Origin of the sequence: Streptomyces sp. NPDC019890 (assembly GCF_044903445.1) — a bacterium.
Taxonomy (GTDB): Bacteria; Actinomycetota; Actinomycetes; order Streptomycetales; family Streptomycetaceae; genus Streptomyces.
This window is the reverse complement of the sequence record NZ_JBJDQK010000002.1, coordinates 329,532-346,643: the sequence shown is the minus strand read 5'-3', so window position 1 is coordinate 346,643 and position 17,112 is coordinate 329,532. Positions and strand designations below refer to the sequence as shown.

Annotated in this window: 20 protein-coding genes; 13 read left to right on the top strand and 7 right to left on the bottom strand. The window is 69.6% G+C overall.

The annotated features are described in order from the left end of the window. The first annotated feature begins 16 nt into the window (after positions 1-16). Both era and ACI2LP_RS06005 read left to right on the top strand, forming a co-directional pair. Complete coding sequence (gene era / locus ACI2LP_RS06010) at positions 17-958, top strand: GTPase Era (protein WP_404723340.1); 942 nt, start codon at positions 17-19, stop codon at positions 956-958. Positions 959-1,019: 61 nt separating this feature from the next. Continuing rightward, the gene (locus ACI2LP_RS06005) at positions 1,020-1,652 is read left to right on the top strand and encodes a TetR/AcrR family transcriptional regulator (protein WP_404723339.1); all 633 of its coding nucleotides are present in this window, start codon (positions 1,020-1,022) and stop codon (positions 1,650-1,652) included. Here the strand turns inward: ACI2LP_RS06005 and ACI2LP_RS06000 are convergent. Both ACI2LP_RS06000 and ACI2LP_RS05995 read right to left on the bottom strand, forming a co-directional pair. Continuing rightward, positions 1,636-1,902 carry a protealysin inhibitor emfourin gene (locus ACI2LP_RS06000; protein WP_404723338.1) on the bottom strand — a complete coding sequence of 89 codons (267 nt, stop codon included), beginning with the start codon at positions 1,900-1,902 and terminating at the stop codon, positions 1,636-1,638. The genes ACI2LP_RS06005 and ACI2LP_RS06000 overlap by 17 nt on opposite strands. A 25-nt stretch (positions 1,903-1,927) precedes the next feature. Further along, positions 1,928-2,995: a M4 family metallopeptidase gene (locus tag ACI2LP_RS05995; RefSeq protein ID WP_404723337.1), complete on the bottom strand. Its 1,068-nt coding sequence runs from the start codon at positions 2,993-2,995 to the stop codon at positions 1,928-1,930. A 296-nt stretch (positions 2,996-3,291) separates the two neighbouring features. Here ACI2LP_RS05995 and leuA point away from each other — a divergent pair, with 296 nt between their 5' ends. From leuA to ACI2LP_RS05970, 5 genes are all read left to right on the top strand, one after another. Further along, complete coding sequence (leuA, locus tag ACI2LP_RS05990; RefSeq protein WP_404723336.1) at positions 3,292-5,052, top strand: 2-isopropylmalate synthase; 1,761 nt, start codon at positions 3,292-3,294, stop codon at positions 5,050-5,052. A 262-nt stretch (positions 5,053-5,314) separates the two neighbouring features. Continuing rightward, the gene (locus tag ACI2LP_RS05985; RefSeq protein WP_404723742.1) at positions 5,315-5,974 is read left to right on the top strand and encodes a TerB family tellurite resistance protein; all 660 of its coding nucleotides are present in this window, start codon (positions 5,315-5,317) and stop codon (positions 5,972-5,974) included. A gap of 186 nt (positions 5,975-6,160) precedes the next feature. Next, positions 6,161-8,257: an MMPL family transporter gene (locus ACI2LP_RS05980; protein ID WP_404723335.1), complete on the top strand. Its 2,097-nt coding sequence runs from the start codon at positions 6,161-6,163 to the stop codon at positions 8,255-8,257. Positions 8,258-8,454: 197 nt separating this feature from the next. Beyond that, entirely contained in the window at positions 8,455-9,687 is a 1,233-nt protein-coding gene (locus ACI2LP_RS05975) for a sensor histidine kinase (protein ID WP_404723334.1), read from the top strand. Next, a complete protein-coding gene (locus ACI2LP_RS05970) occupies positions 9,684-10,352 on the top strand; it encodes a response regulator (protein ID WP_404723333.1) in 669 nt (222 codons plus the stop codon). Before ACI2LP_RS05975 ends, ACI2LP_RS05970 begins: the two co-directional genes overlap by 4 nt. A 254-nt stretch (positions 10,353-10,606) precedes the next feature. Here ACI2LP_RS05970 and ACI2LP_RS05965 read toward each other — a convergent pair whose 3' ends face one another. Continuing rightward, entirely contained in the window at positions 10,607-11,968 is a 1,362-nt protein-coding gene (locus tag ACI2LP_RS05965) for an FAD-dependent oxidoreductase (RefSeq protein WP_404723332.1), read from the bottom strand. A 383-nt stretch (positions 11,969-12,351) separates the two neighbouring features. On the opposite strand from ACI2LP_RS05965, the gene ACI2LP_RS05960 reads away from it, so the two are divergent. Then, positions 12,352-13,194 carry a hypothetical protein gene (locus tag ACI2LP_RS05960; RefSeq protein ID WP_404723331.1) on the top strand — a complete coding sequence of 281 codons (843 nt, stop codon included), beginning with the start codon at positions 12,352-12,354 and terminating at the stop codon, positions 13,192-13,194. On the opposite strand, the gene ACI2LP_RS05955 is transcribed toward ACI2LP_RS05960, so the two are convergent. Together ACI2LP_RS05955 and ACI2LP_RS05950 are read right to left on the bottom strand one after the other, a co-directional pair. Beyond that, positions 13,145-13,420 carry a DUF397 domain-containing protein gene (locus ACI2LP_RS05955; protein ID WP_404723330.1) on the bottom strand — a complete coding sequence of 92 codons (276 nt, stop codon included), beginning with the start codon at positions 13,418-13,420 and terminating at the stop codon, positions 13,145-13,147. The two genes, ACI2LP_RS05960 and ACI2LP_RS05955, sit on opposite strands and share 50 nt — an antisense overlap. Beyond that, positions 13,402-14,235, bottom strand: a complete 834-nt coding sequence (locus tag ACI2LP_RS05950) for a helix-turn-helix domain-containing protein (RefSeq protein WP_404723329.1) — start codon at positions 14,233-14,235, stop codon at positions 13,402-13,404. Before ACI2LP_RS05950 ends, ACI2LP_RS05955 begins: the two co-directional genes overlap by 19 nt. Before the next feature lie 114 nt (positions 14,236-14,349). Between ACI2LP_RS05950 and ACI2LP_RS05945 the strand changes: the two genes are divergently transcribed. Continuing rightward, positions 14,350-14,589 carry a hypothetical protein gene (locus tag ACI2LP_RS05945; RefSeq protein ID WP_404723328.1) on the top strand — a complete coding sequence of 80 codons (240 nt, stop codon included), beginning with the start codon at positions 14,350-14,352 and terminating at the stop codon, positions 14,587-14,589. Beyond that, complete coding sequence (locus ACI2LP_RS05940) at positions 14,586-14,801, top strand: hypothetical protein (protein WP_404723327.1); 216 nt, start codon at positions 14,586-14,588, stop codon at positions 14,799-14,801. Before ACI2LP_RS05945 ends, ACI2LP_RS05940 begins: the two co-directional genes overlap by 4 nt. Positions 14,802-15,121: 320 nt before the next feature. Here ACI2LP_RS05940 and ACI2LP_RS05935 read toward each other — a convergent pair whose 3' ends face one another. Together ACI2LP_RS05935 and ACI2LP_RS05930 are read right to left on the bottom strand one after the other, a co-directional pair. Next, the gene (locus tag ACI2LP_RS05935) at positions 15,122-15,535 is read right to left on the bottom strand and encodes a PIN domain nuclease (protein ID WP_404723326.1); all 414 of its coding nucleotides are present in this window, start codon (positions 15,533-15,535) and stop codon (positions 15,122-15,124) included. Continuing rightward, on the bottom strand, positions 15,532-15,786 hold the full coding sequence (locus tag ACI2LP_RS05930) for a type II toxin-antitoxin system VapB family antitoxin (RefSeq protein ID WP_404723325.1): 255 nt from the start codon (positions 15,784-15,786) through the stop codon (positions 15,532-15,534). Before ACI2LP_RS05930 ends, ACI2LP_RS05935 begins: the two co-directional genes overlap by 4 nt. Positions 15,787-15,910: 124 nt before the next feature. On the opposite strand from ACI2LP_RS05930, the gene ACI2LP_RS05925 reads away from it, so the two are divergent. From ACI2LP_RS05925 to recO, 3 genes are read left to right on the top strand one after another with little or no spacing between them, the layout of a single operon-like run. Beyond that, on the top strand, positions 15,911-16,180 hold the full coding sequence (locus ACI2LP_RS05925) for a DUF1905 domain-containing protein (protein ID WP_404723324.1): 270 nt from the start codon (positions 15,911-15,913) through the stop codon (positions 16,178-16,180). Positions 16,181-16,226: 46 nt separating this feature from the next. After that, positions 16,227-16,358 carry a hypothetical protein gene (locus ACI2LP_RS05920; RefSeq protein ID WP_404723323.1) on the top strand — a complete coding sequence of 44 codons (132 nt, stop codon included), beginning with the start codon at positions 16,227-16,229 and terminating at the stop codon, positions 16,356-16,358. Then, positions 16,355-17,101 carry a DNA repair protein RecO gene (gene recO / locus ACI2LP_RS05915; protein WP_360879981.1) on the top strand — a complete coding sequence of 249 codons (747 nt, stop codon included), beginning with the start codon at positions 16,355-16,357 and terminating at the stop codon, positions 17,099-17,101. The genes ACI2LP_RS05920 and recO overlap by 4 nt, the downstream gene beginning before the upstream one ends. Positions 17,102-17,112 lie beyond the last annotated feature (11 nt).

Sequence of the window (17,112 nt, the reverse complement as noted above, 5' to 3'; positions counted from 1 at the left end):
AGGGAGAATGGGCGCCATGAGCGCTCGTACCCAGTCTTCCGAAGCCCCCCACCGGGCCGGCTTCGCCTGCTTCGTCGGCCGCCCCAACGCGGGCAAGTCCACCCTCACGAACGCTCTCGTCGGCCAGAAAGTGGCGATCACCTCCAGCCGGCCGCAGACGACCCGGCACACCGTCCGCGGCATCGTGCACCGCCCGGACGCGCAGCTGATCCTGGTCGACACCCCAGGACTGCACAAGCCGCGCACGCTGCTCGGCGAGCGGCTGAACGATGTCGTACGCACCACCTGGGCCGAGGTCGACGTGATCGGCTTCTGCCTGCCGGCGAACGAGAAGCTCGGCCCCGGTGACCGCTTCATCGCCAAGGAGCTCGCGGGGATCAAGAAGACCCCGAAGGTCGCGATCATCACCAAGACCGACCTGGTCGACTCCAAGACCCTCGCCGAGCAGCTGATCGCGATCGACCGGCTGGGCCAGGAGCTGGGTATGGAGTGGGCGGAGATCGTCCCGGTCTCGGCGGTCGGCAACAAGCAGGTCCAGCTGGTGGCCGACCTGCTGATCCCGCTGCTGCCACAGGGCCCCACGCTCTACCCGGAGGGCGACCTCACGGACGAGCCCGAGCAGGTCATGGTCGCGGAGCTGATCCGCGAGGCCGCGCTGGAAGGCGTACGGGACGAGCTGCCGCACTCGATCGCGGTGGTGGTGGAGGAGATGCTGCCGCGCGAGGACCGCCCGGCGGACAAGCCGCTGCTGGACATCCACGCGAACGTCTACATCGAGCGCCCCAGCCAGAAGGGCATCATCATCGGCCCGAAGGGCAAGCGCCTGAAGGAGGTCGGCGTGAAGTCCCGCAAGCACATCGAGGCGCTGCTGGGTACGCCGGTGTTCCTGGACCTCCATGTGAAGGTCGCGAAGGACTGGCAGCGGGACCCGAAGCAGCTGCGCAAACTGGGCTTCTGAACCCAGGGGCGTCTCTCGGATCATGCCGGGCCCGGCGCATAACGGCGTTACGCTGCTGCTTGTGTCAACCCCGGAACCCGTGCGCCGCCGACTCCTCGGCGAGGCCGCCCGCGTCCTCGCCGACGAAGGCCACGCCGCGCTCAGCGCCCGCCGCCTGGTCAAGGCCGTCGGCGCCTCGACCATGGCGGTCTACACCCACTTCGGCTCCATGCCGGCGCTCGTGCGCGAGGTGATGCGCGAAGGCTTCGAGCGCTTCACGGCGCGCACGGACGACGTACGGCCCACCGGCGACCCCGTCGCCGACCTGTACGCCAGCTGCCGCGTCTACCAGGAGTTCGCCCGTGCCGAGCCGGACGTCTACGCCGTCATGTTCGGCGGATCCCAGCCGGCCGGCTTCGAACTCACCGACGACGACCGGGAGATGGGCACCGGCATGCTCCGTGTCCCTTACGGTGTGATCCGCCGCTGCACTGACGCGGGCCGCTTCCGGGACGGTGACGCGTCACTGCGGGCCTGGCAGCTCTGGTGTCAGATGCACGGTCTCGCCCAGTTGGAGCGGGCGGGCTACTTCACCGGACCGCGCACCCCGGACGAGACCCTGTCGGCACTCGTCCGGGACTTCGCGATCGGCCAGGGAGACAGCGTCGAAGCGGCGACCGCCTCCATTCCCGACTCCCTCAGGAACCCTCCTTGAGGACGAGCGAGATCAGCTGCCGCTGTGCCTCGGACAGCCGGGGATCGGCGCAGTACACCGTCCGCCCGTCGACCCTGATCTGGTAGCTGAACCCGTCCGGAACCCCCACGGGCGGCGTGCCCCGGCCGTCGGCCACCGCCTGCTCGGCCAGGGCGTGCCACTCACCCGCGTCGGTCCTCCCGGTCGTGTCCACCTCGGCGACCCGCTCGATGCCGGCGAATCCTCCTGTGCGCCTTACCTGGATACGCATGGGTTCTGTCTAGTACGAGAACGGCTCAGCTGCTAGGTACCCCGACCTGGGACCACGCCTTCAGCAGAGCCTCCTGCTCCGCGCCCTCGCCGTAGCGCGCACGGGCCGCGGCCACCGTGAGGGCGGCGAAGTCCGAGAACTCTGCGGTCGTCGTCAGCTCGCCGCCCGTCAGTACGTCGTACCAGATCTGGCCGGCCCGCTCCCAGGCATTGCCGCCCAGCGCGGTGGCGACCAGGTAGAAGGCATGGTTCGGAATGCCCGAGTTGATGTGGACGCCGCCGTTGTCGCGACCGGTTTTGACGTAGTCCTCCATCGTCGCGGGCTGCGGGTCCTTGCCGAGTACATCGTCGTCGAACGCTGTGCCCGGCTCCTTCATCGAGCGCAGGGCGACACCTGTGACATTCGGCCCGAGCAGGCCCGCGCCGATCAGCCAGTCCGCCTCGTCGGCGCTCTGGCCGAGCGCGTACTGCTTGATCAGCGAGCCGAAGACGTCCGACATGGACTCGTTCAGCGCGCCGGACTGGCTGAAGTACTCCAGGTTCGCCGTGTACTGCGTGACACCGTGGGTGAGCTCGTGCCCGATCACGTCCACGGGCAGCGTGAAGTCCAGGAACAGGTCGTTGTCCCCGTCGCCGAAGACCATCCGATGCCCGTCCCAGAAGGCGTTGTCGTACTTCTCGCCGTAGTGGACGGTCGCGTTCAGCGGCAGGCCGAGGTCGTCGATCGAGTGGCGTCCGTACACCTTCAGATACAGGTCGAAGGTCGCGCCCAGGCCGGCGTGCGCGCGGTTGACCGTGGCGTCCGTGGCGGGCTGGTCGTTCTCGGAGTGCACCTTCCTGCCCGGTACGGTCTCCCGGTGCTCGGCGTCGTAGATCGTGCGCTTCGGCCGGTCAGAGACGACGGCGCTCACGCTCGGAGCCAGGCCGCGGACCGTGGTGATCCGGCGGCGGGTGCGCTGGAGGGCGTCGTGTTCGAGGGTGCGGGCCGCCGACTCGGCGATCGCTGGGTCCTCGGCGCGGGCCAGTTTGTCGAGGACATGGGGCGGCACGATGGTGCAGAAGACCGGGTTCACCCGGCGGGCGTTGGCGTCCATGCAACGGGACTGTGGCACTGAGTCATGACGCTGTCACTAGTTGCCACCATGATTAGTGAAATGGAGTGATGCACCACTGTTTGGGCGTAACCGGAATGGTGTCCCGCATACTGATACGGGACCGCCGTCCCCGCGCCACTCGGTTACGCTTCTGAGCATCATGCGTTTCGGGCTGCTTCTTCTTAGCTGCCGCGGCGAGGGCCTGTAGTCGTAGGCCGACCCCCTCCCCGCGGGATCTGGTGCTGCTTCGACTCAGTCGGCCGTCCTACTTGATGGACCCCGAGGAGCCCTACGCAATGTCTGACAACTCTGTCGGTCGCCCCACGCCCGTCACCAACGCGACCCACACCCAGAAGCCGTCCGGGATGCCGATCCACAAGTACGGCACGTACGAAGCCGTGGACATCCCCGACCGCACCTGGCCGGACAACCGGATCACCAAGGCGCCGCGCTGGCTGTCGACCGATCTGCGCGACGGCAACCAGGCCCTGATCGACCCGATGTCGCCCGCCCGCAAGCGCGAGATGTTCGACCTGCTGGTGCGCATGGGCTACAAGGAGATCGAGGTCGGCTTCCCCTCCTCCGGCGAGACCGACTTCAACTTCGTGCGCTCCATCATCGAAGAGGGTGCGGTCCCCGAGGACGTGACGATCTCCGTCCTGACCCAGGCGCGCGAGGACCTGATCGAGCGCACCGTCGAGTCCATCGTCGGCGCCCACCGCGCGACCGTGCACCTGTACAACGCCACGGCACCCACCTTCCGCCGGGTCGTCTTCCGCGGCTCGAAGGGCGACATCAAGCAGATCGCCGTGGACGGCACACGGCTGGTGATGGAGTACGCGGAGAAGATCCTGGGCCCCGAGACGACCTTCGGCTACCAGTACAGCCCGGAGATCTTCACCGACACCGAGCTGGACTTCGCGCTGGAGGTCTGCGAGGCCGTCTGTGACGTCTGGCAGCCCGAGGCCGGCCGCGAGATCATCCTCAACCTGCCTGCCACGGTGGAGCGTTCGACGCCGTCGACGCACGCCGACCGTTTCGAGTGGATGTCGCGGAACCTGACGCGCCGCGAGCACGTATGCCTGTCGGTGCACCCGCACAACGACCGCGGCACCGCCGTCGCCGCCGCCGAGCTGGCGATCATGGCCGGCGCGGACCGGATCGAGGGCTGTCTGTTCGGGCAGGGCGAGCGCACCGGCAATGTCGACCTGGTGACGCTGGGCATGAACCTGTTCTCGCAGGGCGTCGACCCGCAGATCGACTTCTCGCAGATCGACGAGATCCGTCGTACGAGCGAGTACTGCAACCAGATGGAGATCCACCCGCGCCACCCGTATGCGGGCGATCTGGTCTACACCGCCTTCTCCGGTTCCCACCAGGACGCCATCAAGAAGGGCTTCGACGCCATGGAGGCCGACGCGGCCGCCCAGGGCAAGACGGTGGACGAGATCGAGTGGGCCGTGCCGTATCTGCCGATCGACCCCAAGGACGTCGGCCGTTCCTACGAGGCGGTCATCCGGGTCAACTCGCAGTCCGGCAAGGGCGGTATCGCCTACGTCCTGAAGAACGACCACAAGCTGGACCTGCCGCGCCGGATGCAGATCGAGTTCTCGAAGATCATCCAGGCGAAGACGGACTCCGAGGGCGGCGAGGTCACGCCAAAGGCGATCTGGTCGGTCTTCCAGGACGAGTACCTGCCCAACCCGGACAATCCGTGGGGCCGTGTCCAGCTGCGTTCCGGCCAGAGCTCCACCGACAAGGACGGCACCGACACGCTGAATGTCGAGGCGGTCGTGGACGGCACCGAGACCGTGCTGACCGGTACCGGTAACGGCCCGATCTCGGCCTTCTTCGACGCGCTGAACGCGGTGGGCGTGGACGCGCGGCTGCTGGACTACCAGGAGCACACGATGAGCGAGGGCGCGTCCGCGCAGGCCGCGTCGTACATCGAGTGCGCGATCGACGGCAAGGTGCTGTGGGGCATCGGCATCGACGCCAACACGACCCGGGCGTCGCTGAACGCGGTTGTCTCCGCGGTGAACAGGGCCGCGCGCTAGGACGGGCGGGGCTCCGCCCCGGATCCTGGTTCTCCGTCGCCGGACGGGCTTGAAAACAAGCCCGTCCGGCGACCCATGTCAGGGCGAGGAATCGGCCATGTCCTGGCGTCCTGCTTCCGGGGTGCTGACGCCACATCGTCGCTGTGGCTAACATCACGTCAACGCGGCAGTGTTGCCGCGGGGGCACCCCCGTGCCCGAAGGGCCCCGGGGGAGTTACGGAGGTGCGACGTGCAGCCAGACCGGGGACCGTTCGTCCGAAAAATGCTGGTCTGCGGCGTTCAGACCTCCTGGAACACGGTCGGCGACGGCGAATTCTTCTGCCCCGGCTGCGGAGGCGACCGCAACTACCGCCGCCGCACCGGCAGACGCCGCTTCACCTTCTTCGGTCTGCCCCTGCTGCCGCGCGGCGCGGCAGGTCCGGTCATCGAATGCGCCGCCTGCCACAGCCACTTCGGCACCGACGCCCTCGACCACCCCACCACAGCCCGCTTCTCCGCGATGCTCCGTGACGCCGTCCACACCGTCGCCCTCGCCGTCCTCGCCTCCGGTGGCACCTCCTCCCGCCCGGTCCGCGACACCGCCGTCGCCACGGTCCGCGCGGCCGGCCTCGACGACTGCACCGAGGACCAGCTCACCGGTCTGATCGAGGCACTCGCCGCGGACACCGGCCGCTTCGTCGCCGACACCGGGCCCTATGGCGCGGCGCTCGCCATCGAACTGCACGAGGCGCTGGAGCCGCTCGCGCCGCATCTGGCTCCCGCGGGCCGCGAATCGATCCTGCTGCAGGGCGCGCGCATCGCCCTTGCGGACGGTCCGTACAGCCCGGCGGAGCGCGATGTGCTGACCACGGTCGGTACGGCGCTGCAGCTGGGCGCGGACGACACGGCGAGGCTGCTCGCCACGGCCCGCACGCCGTTCTAGCAGCTCGCGCGCGACCCGAGACCGCAACTCCCGTACGCGGGCGTACTCCCCGGGGAGTAATGCGCGCCCGGGGCCACCCCACGCAGTAAGCCTCATCTCGCCCGTGCGCGCGAGGTATTGAGCGCACCCCGACGGGAGTCTGGTGATCGACCGACACCGGACACCCGTGTTGAAGGGGAGACACCCATGGGGCCCGTGCCCGCAGACAAACGCCGCCGAGCCGTGCCCTGGGCGGTGCTCGCGCTCTGGATCGCCGTCATCGCCCTGGCCGGCCCCTTCGCGGGCAAGCTCGGCGACGTACAGCGCGACAATGTCGTGGACTACCTCCCGGCAGGCGCGGACTCCACCCAGGTCGCCAGGATCCAGCAGCAGTTGCCCGGCGGCGAGTCCACCGAGCTCGTCCTCGTCTACCACCGCGACGGCGGACTGAGCGCCGCCGACCGCGCGATGGCGGACAAGCAGATCGGGCAGCTCGCGGCCGAGCATCGACCGGCGGGCGGACAGCGGCCCGTGGCCGTGCCCTCCAAGGACGGCACGACCCTGATGGTCCCGGTGTCCACCACCGAGCCGGGCGCCGACGAGGACGCCCGCGCCGCCTTCGTCGAGGACGTACGCAAGACGGTGAGCGGCGGCGACGGGCTCAGCGTCGAGGTGGGCGGGCCGAGCGCGGTCCAGACGGACATGAGCGAGGTCTTCCAGTCCATCGACGGCACCTTGATGATCGCGACCGTGCTCGTGGTGGCGGTGCTGCTGATTCTCACGTACCGCAGCCCGTTCCTGTGGCTGGTGCCGCTGCTCGTTGTGGGCGTCGCCGCGCTCAGCACCAGGGCGGTGATCTACGGCCTCGCCCAGGGCTTCGACGTCACGGTCACCGGTCAGAGCGCGGGCATCATGACCGTCCTGGTCTTCGGCGCGGGCACCGACTACGCGCTGCTGCTCGTCGCCCGCTACCGCGAGGAACTGCGCCGGGTCCCGCAGCCCTACGACGCGATGCGCGCCGCGCTGCGCGGCTGCGGGCCCGCCGTGCTCGCCTCCTCCGGGACCGTCGCAGCCGGACTGATGTGCCTGCTGGCCGCCGACCTCAACAGCGCCCGCGGGCTCGGACCGGTCGGCGCGGTCGGCGTGGTGTGCGCGCTCGCCGCGATGCTCACCCTGCTGCCCGCGGTACTGGTGCTGCTCGGGCGCCGGGTCTTCTGGCCGCTGATCCCGGCGTACGGCAGCGAGCCCAAGCAGCGCCGCTCGCTGTTCGCCGCGATGGGCAGCGCCGCGGGGCGGCGGCCCCTCGCCGTCCTGGCCTCGGGGGCCGTCCTGCTCGGCGCGCTGGCCCTCGGTGCGTTCAACCTGCCCGGCACGCTCACCCAGGAGGACAGCTTCACCGACCGGCCCGAGTCGGTGTCGGCGATGCGGACGCTGGCCGATGCCTTTCCCGAGCGCAGCAGCCAGCCGATCGGTGTCGTCACGCCCACCGGCCGCGCGGACGAGGCACTCGCCAAAGCCCGTACGACCGAAGGCGTCGCAGCAGCGGTGCGCGGTCGCAGCGGGGGCGGCTGGACCGAACTCTCCGTCTTCGCCAAGGACGCGCCGGAGACGGCGGGCGAGACCGCGACGATCAAGGCCCTGCGCGCGGACCTCGACGGCTCGTACGTCGGCGGCCCCAGCGCCCAGCAACTCGATCTGGACGACACCAACGCCCGGGACCGCCTGGTCGTCGTCCCGCTCGTCCTGGCGGCGGTCCTGCTGATCCTGATCGCCCTGCTGCGCAGCCTCGTCGCCCCGCTGATCCTCGTTGTCGCGGTCGTCGGGGTGTGGGGCGCGGCGACGGGCCTGGGCGGCCTGGTCTTCGGGCCGGTCTTCGGCTTCACCGGGGTCGACCCCGGACTGCCGCTGCTCTCCTTCGTCTTCCTGGTCGCGCTCGGCGTGGACTACGGCATCTTCCTGATGCACCGGACGCGCGAGGAGGCGGTGTCGGGGGCGGAACCGGCAGCCGCGGCCCTGACGGCCCTGCGCACGACGGGCGGCGTCATCGCTTCGGCGGGCATCGTCCTCGCGGCGACGTTCGCGGTCCTGATGAACCTGCCGCTGGTGACGATGGTCGAGATGGGCTTCGTGGTGGCGGTGGGCGTCCTGCTCGACACGTTCCTGGTCCGCACGTACTTGGTGACCTCGGCGAGCCTGCTGCTGGGGCGGGGGCTGTGGTGGCCGGGCCCCCTGTCGCGCCGACGGGGCGTCGCGCTTGCGGCGCGCGATGCGTCGAGGCCTCGGGAAGGGGCGGGCCGGGCCTGAAAATCAAGCCCGTCCGGCGATTGAGGACATGCGGCCGAAGGTCGCATACGGCGTCCGGGGCGGAGCCCCGGTTACGGGATGGGGGTACCTCCCACGGCCCCCAGGCCGCAGGGGGAGGGCGGGGTGGGGGCAAAGCCCGCCGCAGGCGACCCCCACCGCCGCGCTCCCTCCCGCCGCAACTACCGGAGGATGGACCCGTGCAGCCACAGACCCCCACCCCGCCACCCCCGGCGAAACCGCAACGCCCCCGGCTCGGCGAGCGCGTCCTCACCGCCGTCAGCCGCGACCCTCTCGCCGCGACGCACCGCTTCCGCAACGACGCCCTCCTCGCCGCGGCCATCGGTGTCCTCTCGGTCGTGCTCGCGCTGACCGTCCAGCAAGGCCGCCGACCCGACGCCCTCGGCTGGGCACTCCTCGGCGGCAGCATCGTGCCCCTCGCCTGGCGACGCAGCCGGCCCATTCCCGTCCTGCTGGCCGTCGTTGTCTGCGTCATTCCGTACCACGCCGCGGACAACAATCACCTCGCGCCCCTGCACGGCTCCCTCCTCGCCCTCTACACCGTCGCCGCCACCGCCCGCCCCCTGCACACCTTCCTCATCGGCACCGCCGTCATCGGCACCACCGTGACCGTGATGTTCCGGGTCGACGCGTACCAGGGTCTGGAGGCGCTGCGCACCTCCGGATGGATCCTCGCCGTCCTCGTCTTCGGCGTCGACGTACGCATCTACCGCCGCTACATCGCCTCCGTCGTCAGCCGCGCCGAGCGCGCCGAACGCACCCGCGAGGAAGAGGCCGCCCGCCGGGTCGCCGAGGAACGCCTGCGTATCGCCCGCGATCTGCACGACCTGCTCGCGCACTCCATCACCCTCATCGGCGTGCAGACCTCCGTCGCCTCCCACGTACTGACCGTCGATCCCGGCCGCCTCGACCGCGCCGCCATCGCCAAGGCGCTCGACGAGATCGCCGACACCTGCCGCACGGCGCGCGGCGAGTTGCGCACCACCCTGGAGGTCCTTCGGGCGGACGGCCCGGACGCCGCCGGACCGCTGCCGGATCTGACCGCGCTGCCGGGGCTCGTACGCGCCGCACAGGCCGATCTCGACGTGCGCACCGAGCAGGCGCACATCCCGCCCGCCGTCGAGGCCGCCGCCTATCGCATCGTGCAGGAGTCGCTGACCAACTCCGTACGCCACGGCGGCCCCGGAGTCCGCATACGCGTCGCGGTCGAGGCGGCGGACGGCCACCTGCGCGTCACCGTCACCGACGACGGCACGGTCCCGGGCGCCACCGAAGGCTCCGGCTACGGCATCGTCGGCATGCGGGAGCGTGCCCGTAGCGTCGGAGGCACACTGGCAGCCGGCCCCCGCGACGGCGGCGGGTTCGAGGTCGCGGCGGCCCTGCCGCTGAAGCAGTCGGAGGTGTCGGCATGAGCGTGATCCGTGTACTGCTCGCCGACGACCAGCGCCTCGTACGCGCCGCGTTCGCGATGCTCGTCGAGTCCGCCCGCGACATGGAGGTCGTCGGCCAGGCGGGCACCGGCGCGGAGGCCGTCGAACTGGCCCGCACCGAACGCGCGGACCTCGTCGTCATGGACATCCGCATGCCGGAGCTCGACGGCATCGAGGCGACCCGCCTCATCGCGGCCGACGACGACCTCGCCGGGGTCAAGGTCCTGGTCCTCACCACGTACGACACCGACGAGCACATCCTCGAGGCGCTGCGCGCGGGCGCGTCCGGCTTCCTGGTGAAGGACACCAGACCGGCCGATCTGCTGGCCGCGATCAGGACGGTGGCGGCGGGTGAATCCCTGCTCTCGCCGGGCCCCACGTCGCGCCTGATCGCCCGCGTCCTGAGCATCCCCGGCGAACCCCCCGCCACCGGCGGCCCGGACGGCCTCTCGGACCGCGAACGCCAGGTCCTCGCGCTGGTGGCCCGGGGCCTGAACAACACGGAGATCGCCGAACGTCTCGGCCTGAGCCCGCTCACGGCGAAGACCCATGTCAGCCGGATCATGGGCAAGTTGGGGGCGCGGGACCGGGCGCAGCTGGTGATCGTGGGGTACGAGTCGGGCTTGGTGGTTCCGGGCGACGCGTAGTCGGTGACCGGGGGGATTTCCCCACCCCGCCCTCCCCCTACGGCCTGGCGGCCGTGGGAGGTACCCCCTTCCCGAAACTGGGGGCAAGCCCCCAGACCCCTCGGGGCTCCTCCCCGAACCCCGTACGCGCTTCGCGCGTGTCCTCAATCGCCGGACGGGCTTGATGTGCCCGGGCAAATCAAGCCTCGTGGGGGTCCCTCCCGGACGAAGTCTGGGGGAGTTTGAGGCGCGGAGGTACGGGGCCGCGCCCCGTGTTACGCCCCGCTCGCCCGCAGCATCTCCTCGCGGGCAACGATCTTCACCCGGTCCCGCCCCTCCGCCTCGCCCCGCGCCCGCTCCGCCGTGTCCAGGCGGTGCCAGCCTTCCCACGTCGTGTAGCGAACGCCCCTGCCCTCAAGGAAGGTGACGACCGCGTCCTCGCCGGGCGCGACCGGCGTGTGCAGCCGACCGTTCCCGTGGTCGTCCAGCAGGTTCGCGACCGTCTCGTTCGCGTCGCCCTTGGTGTGGCCGATGAGCCCCACCGGTCCGCGCTTGATCCAGCCCGTCACATACGTCGACTGGACATGCTCGCCGCCCTCGATCACCCGCCCGCCCTCGTGGGGCACGGTGCCGCTGAGGAAGTCGAAGGGCAGCTTGGGCAGTTCGTCGGAGAGATAGCCGACGGCCCGGTAGACGGACTGCACGTCCCACGTGCGCATCTCGCCCGTACCGGTGACGTTGCCGGTGCCGTCCAGTCGCGTCCGCTCCGTACGCAGCCCCACCACCTTGCCGTCCTCGCCGACGACTTCGGTCGGGGACTCGAAGAAGTGCAGGAACAGCTTGTGCGGGCGGTCGCCGACGTCCCGGATCGCCCAGTTCTCCAGCGTCTTCGCGACCATGTCCGCCTGCTTGTTGCTCCGGCGGGTGGCGATGGAGCCCTCGTCGTAGTCGATGTCCTCGGGGTCCACGATGACCTCGATGTTCGGCGAGTGGTCGAGCTCGCGCAGCTCCATCGGGCTGAACTTGGCCTGCGCGGGGCCGCGCCGCCCGAAGACATGGACCTCAAGGGCCTTGTTGGCGGCAAGACCTTCGTACACATTCGGCGGGATCTCGGTCGGCAGCAGCTCGTCCGCCGTCTTGGCGAGAATGCGGGCCACGTCCAGCGCGACATTGCCGACGCCGAGCACGGCCACCTTCTCCGCATCGAGCGGCCAGCTGCGCGGCACGTCCGGGTGGCCGTCGTACCAGGACACGAAGTCCGCGGCCCCGTACGAGCCGTCGAGATCGACGCCGGGGATGTCGAGCGCCCGGTCCGCGTCCGCGCCCGTGGAGAAGATCACCGCGTCGTAGAACTCACGCAGATCGTCGAGGCCGATGTCGCTCGGGTAGTCGACATTTCCGAAGAGGCGTATCTGCGGCTTGTCGAGCACCTGGTGCAGGGCGGTCACGATGCCCTTGATCCGGGGATGGTCGGGCGCGACGCCGTACCGGATCAGCCCGAACGGCGCGGGCATCCGCTCGAAGAGGTCGATGGAGACACCGGGCTCGACGGCAGCCTCGGACTTCAGCAGTGCGTCGGCGGCGTAGATCCCGGCGGGGCCGGCACCGACGATCGCGATCCGCAGAGGGCGGGGCATGAATGGTTCCCTTCGAACGAGGTCCACGGGGTGTGACCCGGCGAGTGAGACGGCCCGGCGCGTGCGGAGGGAGCCGACTCTCCCACGCCACCCTGGCAACAACGCTTCCGCCGCGGTACCCGCCCTGTACCTATGGACCCATAAGCCTGATCTATGACCCGACGCCCGGGAGGGGCGAGGTAAGGACACCCTAACCTCCCGCTGTCCGGGCGCCCGCAGGGCCCTCACCTCAAGGCCGTCGCCGACAAGGTGGAGCCGCCCCGACCGTGGCCCTCTCGCAGATCGTCGACGCCCCGCGCGACATCTGAGCTCCTGTCGCGTCGCCGGGCGTCACGCGCCAAGCTGGGGACAGGAGGATCTGCCCGGGCGAAGGGGCCCCCGCCATGAACGCTGTCTCCAGCACGGCACCCGGCGGCCGCCTCGACGCCGCGCTCGAAAGCCCGATCGTCGGGATGTCCCCGTGGATCATCTTCTCGGTCCTCGTCGGACCGGGCCGCTTCGAACTGGCCGTAGGTCTCGCCCTCGCGGTGGCGGTCGTGCTCCTCATCGCGACGCGGATGCGGCAGCGCGGCACCTCGCTCAAGATCCTCGAGGTGACGGACGTCGTCTTCTTCGCCGTGCTCGCCGCGGTCGGAGCCGCCGCCTCGCCGGGCACCCACCAGTGGCTGGAGACATACGCGGGCGAGATCTCCAACCTCGCGCTGGCGGTCATCGCCTTCGGCTCCATGGCCGTACGGGTGCCCTTCACGATGCAGTACGGACGGGAACGCGTCGGTCCCGAGTCCTGGAAGTCGCCCGAATTCCTCCGCATCAACTACGTGATCACCGGCGTCTGGGGCGCGGCCTTCCTGGTGGCGGCCATCGCCGGCGGCTTCGGTGATCTCGTCCTGCACAACCCGGACAACCTCTGGACCGCGTGGATCATCCAGATAGCGGCGATCGTCGCGGCGCTGAGCTTCACCGAGTGGTACCCCCAGGTCGTCCGCAGCCGCACCCGCACCGGCGAGCCGCCACCGCCGGTGCGCAATCTGCTGATCCCGCTGGCCGGCTTGATCATCCCGGTGGGCGTGGTCTCCCTGATCTTCGATGCCGCGGCGTCCTGGTTCGGCGTAGGGCTGATCCTCATCGGGGTGATCCTGGCCCGCGCCATCAACAAGGACGCGGGGATGGAGCGACCTAGCCGCGGACACCCTCGACGAAAGCGGTCCAGCTGGCGGCTCCGATGACGAGGACGGGGCCGTGGGGGGTCTTGCTGTCGCGGACGGGGACGACGCCGGGGATGTTGTCCATGACTTCGACGCACTCCTCGCCGCCGTCGCCGCCGCTGTACGTGCTCTTGCGCCAGACGGCGGCGCCGGTGAAGTCGTACGCAACTTCGACGCACTCGCCGCCGTCGCCGTCGCTGTAGCTGCTCTTGCGCCACCGTGCGGTGCTCAGGTCGTACTCGCGCATCGTCTGAAGTCCTCCGCCGCCGACTCGATCAGGGCCAGGGACGCCTCTGGCGACAACGCGGCGGCCCTCAGCAGATCGTAAGTCGCCTGCGCTCGCTTCACCACAGCCGGATCGTCCAGCAGATTCCCCGAATACACGCCTTCTGTATAGGCCGTTGGCGGAGCGTCCTCGAACTCCATGAGTCTCAGCATCTTGCCCATCTGTGGGTAGGCCCCTGCCGCGTACGGCAGCACCTGGACCAGTACCTTCCGCTCGCGGGCCAGCCCCACGATGTGGTCCAGCTGGCGCGCCATCGTGTCGGGCCCACCTGCCGGGATGCGTAGCGCTGCCTCGTGCAGGATCGCCCAATGCAGCGGCCGTGCCGCGTCCTTGAGGATCTGCGCGCGGTCTACGCGCGCCTTCACCGTCTCCTGGACGTATTCCTCGGCAGCGAGCGGATTGCTCGCCAGGACGACCGCGCGTGCGTACTCCGCGGTCTGAAGCAGCCCCGGGGCGACCGTGGGCGCGAAGTCACAGATCTTCGTCGCAAGCGCTTCCAACTCCGCCGCGGCCGCGAAATAGTCCGCGTACCGCGAATTATTGATCAACTTCTTGCACATGCGCTCGAAAATACCGTCGGTTTGCAGGACCTCGTCGATACGCTGCGCAACATCCAGCTGTGGCTTTCTGATGGCCTGTTCGAATTGGCCGATGTATCCGCCGGATACGAAGACCAGGCCCCCAAGCCCTTCCTGTGTGAACCCGCCCGCCTCCCTCCGCCGCTTCAGTTCCGCCCCGAAGAATTCCCACGCCGCCTGTCGCGAACCGTTGGCCATGGATCAAACTCCCTGTGCAGCTGCCAAGTTGTAGTGCGCATACCCCTGGTGAGCCTAGCTCCGCACCGTCACCGTTGTAATGCGAAACGTGAAGTCGGACCGGGAAGGGAAGCGATGGCGAGCAAGGAAAACCCGCGGCACTCGGTGGAATGCATCGAAGAGGCGGAGGAAGCTGTGAATAAATTGCGTACGGCCCTGGAGCGGTCCGGCATTACCCTGCCGTCACTGCGTCTGGAACCCGCTTCGTACGCTCGGGAGACGCCCTGTCCCCTGGTCGAATTGGGGCGCTGCACCATCGACGTCGTCCGCACACTCACGGCGGTACTGCCGAAGCAGGAGGAAGGGGCACGGTGAGGCATCCCATCGGGTCGTACGTCGTCGACATCCGCACCGGCAGGGTGGGCCGGCTCATGGGGGAGGCGGGCCCGCGGCTGATGCTGAGACCGGTCGGCGGGGGTCGGGAGTGGGAGTGCGTGCCGGACGGGGTGCGGCCCGCGACCGCGGTGGAGCGGATCAGTGCGACGACGGCGTACGTGAACGCCCGCAGCCGGGGTGAGATCCCGTGACGGTCATTGGATGTTGAGCCGGAACCGGGTGCGACGTGTCCGAAGGGCACGTGAAGATACGCAGCTCGCCGAAGCGGCCCACGTTGATGGCCGGGCCGTTGTGGCGGACCTCCACCGGATGCGGACCCCGGCACAGCGGCCACGGCTCGTCGGCGGGCCACGGCAACGGACCGCCGACGGAGCTGTCCTTCGCGCCAGGGTCGCCCGCGGCGAGTCTGAGTATCGTCGCCGTACGGGCAAAGCCGGCGAACGCGGGTATGTCCGCAATCAGCGCTTCGGCGCTGGGCGTTGGAGTGTCAGGGGCGACAACGTATCCGTCGTCAGCCCCGAAGGTCGATCATGCGTTCCGGCTGCCCGGTGGCTCGGGCGATCGTGCTGAAGTCGCGGTCGTAGTGCAGGAGCGTCAGGCCCGCTTCCTCCGCGACCGCCGACACAAGGAGATCGACGGGGCCCGCGCTGCGATGCTCGCCCTTCGCGGTGAGCTGCTCCTGGACGACGCGAGCTCGTCGGTAGATGCCGTCCGGGACCGGGCACCAGGCGTAGTGAGTGTCGAGTTCATGCTGCAGCTGCTCGCGATGTGCGGCTGAGCGGGCCGAGTACAGGACTTCGAGCTCCGTGAAATCGCACATCGCGACGAGACCGGCGCCGATATTTTCGTCCCACTCGGCCGTGACCTGCCCGAGCAGGACTCGGGCGAGGGCGGAGGTGTCGATGAGGTAATCAGCGACGCTCACTCATCCGCCCCCGTCTGCCCGGTCGTCGCCTCCCGCCCGCCCCGGTATATGCGCTTGTCGAGGAGGATGTCCATGTCCAAGGCTCCATCGGCGACGAGTCGGCGGGCCTCCTCGAGGGAGCGGAGCCGTCGATAGCGAGCGGTCACTTCGCGCAGTGCCGTGTTGATGGTGTCGCGCTTGGTGGTGGTGCCGAGCTCCTTGGCGGCGGCTTCGAGTGCGTCGTCGTCCAAGTCGATGACAGTGCGGCTCATGAGCAAGGCCTCCCATGTATATACGGCCGAGTATATCAATATACCTGCCCAGTTGTATACGTGGAACTCGCTGCGTCTCCTCGTCGGCCCGATGAGTTCTTCCGGTCCCCGCAGTCCTCCCTGCATGGACAAGAAATTCACCGCAACCCTGCAGAAGAGCCCTGAGAAGGGCGGCTGGACCTACCTGGTGTGGCCCGAGTCCGTCGAGCACTTCGGCACCCGGGGCCTGGTCAAGGTCCGAGGGACGATCGACGGTCATCCGTTCCGTAGCTCGTTCATGGCGCTCGGGGACGGCACGCACAAGCTGCCGGTGAAGGCGGACGTGCGCAAGGCGATCGGCAAGGAGGCCGGAGACTCGGTGACCGTGCGTCTTGAGGAGCGCGTGGAGGATTGACCCATCCGATGGCGGTCGGCCGCCGGCCGTACGGGACAATGGCGCCATGAGCCTGATCCGTGATGACGGCGTCGTGCTGCGCACCCAGAAGCTGGGTGAGGCCGACCGCATCATGCTGTGCTCACCCGGGGGACACCCCCCGGGCCCCCGGCCGGACACCCGTGGGGGCGCGCGATGAGTCTTTTCCGCGACGACGGCGTCGTGCTGCGCACCCAGAAGCTCGGCGAGGCCGACCGCATCATCACCTTGCTCACGCGCGGGCACGGGCGCGTACGGGCCGTCGCCCGGGGCGTGCGGCGGACCAAGTCCAAGTTCGGGGCGCGGCTGGAGCCGTTCTCGCACGTCGACGTGCAGTTCTTCGCCCGCGGCAGTGAACTCGTCGGCCGCGGGCTTCCGCTCTGTACCCAGAGTGAAACCATCGCTCCGTACGGTGGCGGCATCGTCACCGACTACGCCCGCTACACCGCCGGTACCGCCATGCTGGAGACCGCCGAGCGGTTCACCGACCACGAGGGCGAGCCGGCGGTCCAGCAGTACCTCCTCCTCGTCGGCGCCCTGCGCACCCTCGCCCGCGGCGAGCACGCGCCGAACCTCGTCCTCGACGCCTTCCTGCTGCGCTCCCTCGCCGTCAACGGCTACGCGCCCAGCTTCGAGGACTGCGCGAAATGCGGCCTGCACGGGCCGAACCGCTTCTTCTCCGTCGCCGCCGGCGGCGTCATATGCGGCGACTGCCGGGTGCCCGGCAGCGTCGTACCCTCTGCGGAGGCCATCGGTCTGCTCAGCGCACTGCTGACCGGTGACTGGCCCACGGCGGACGCGTGCGAGGCGCGCCACGTCAGGGAGGGCAGCGGGCTGGTGTCCGCCTATCTGCACTGGCACTTGGAGCGCGGCCTGCGCTCGCTGAGATACGTAGAGAAATAGGAGATGTGAGC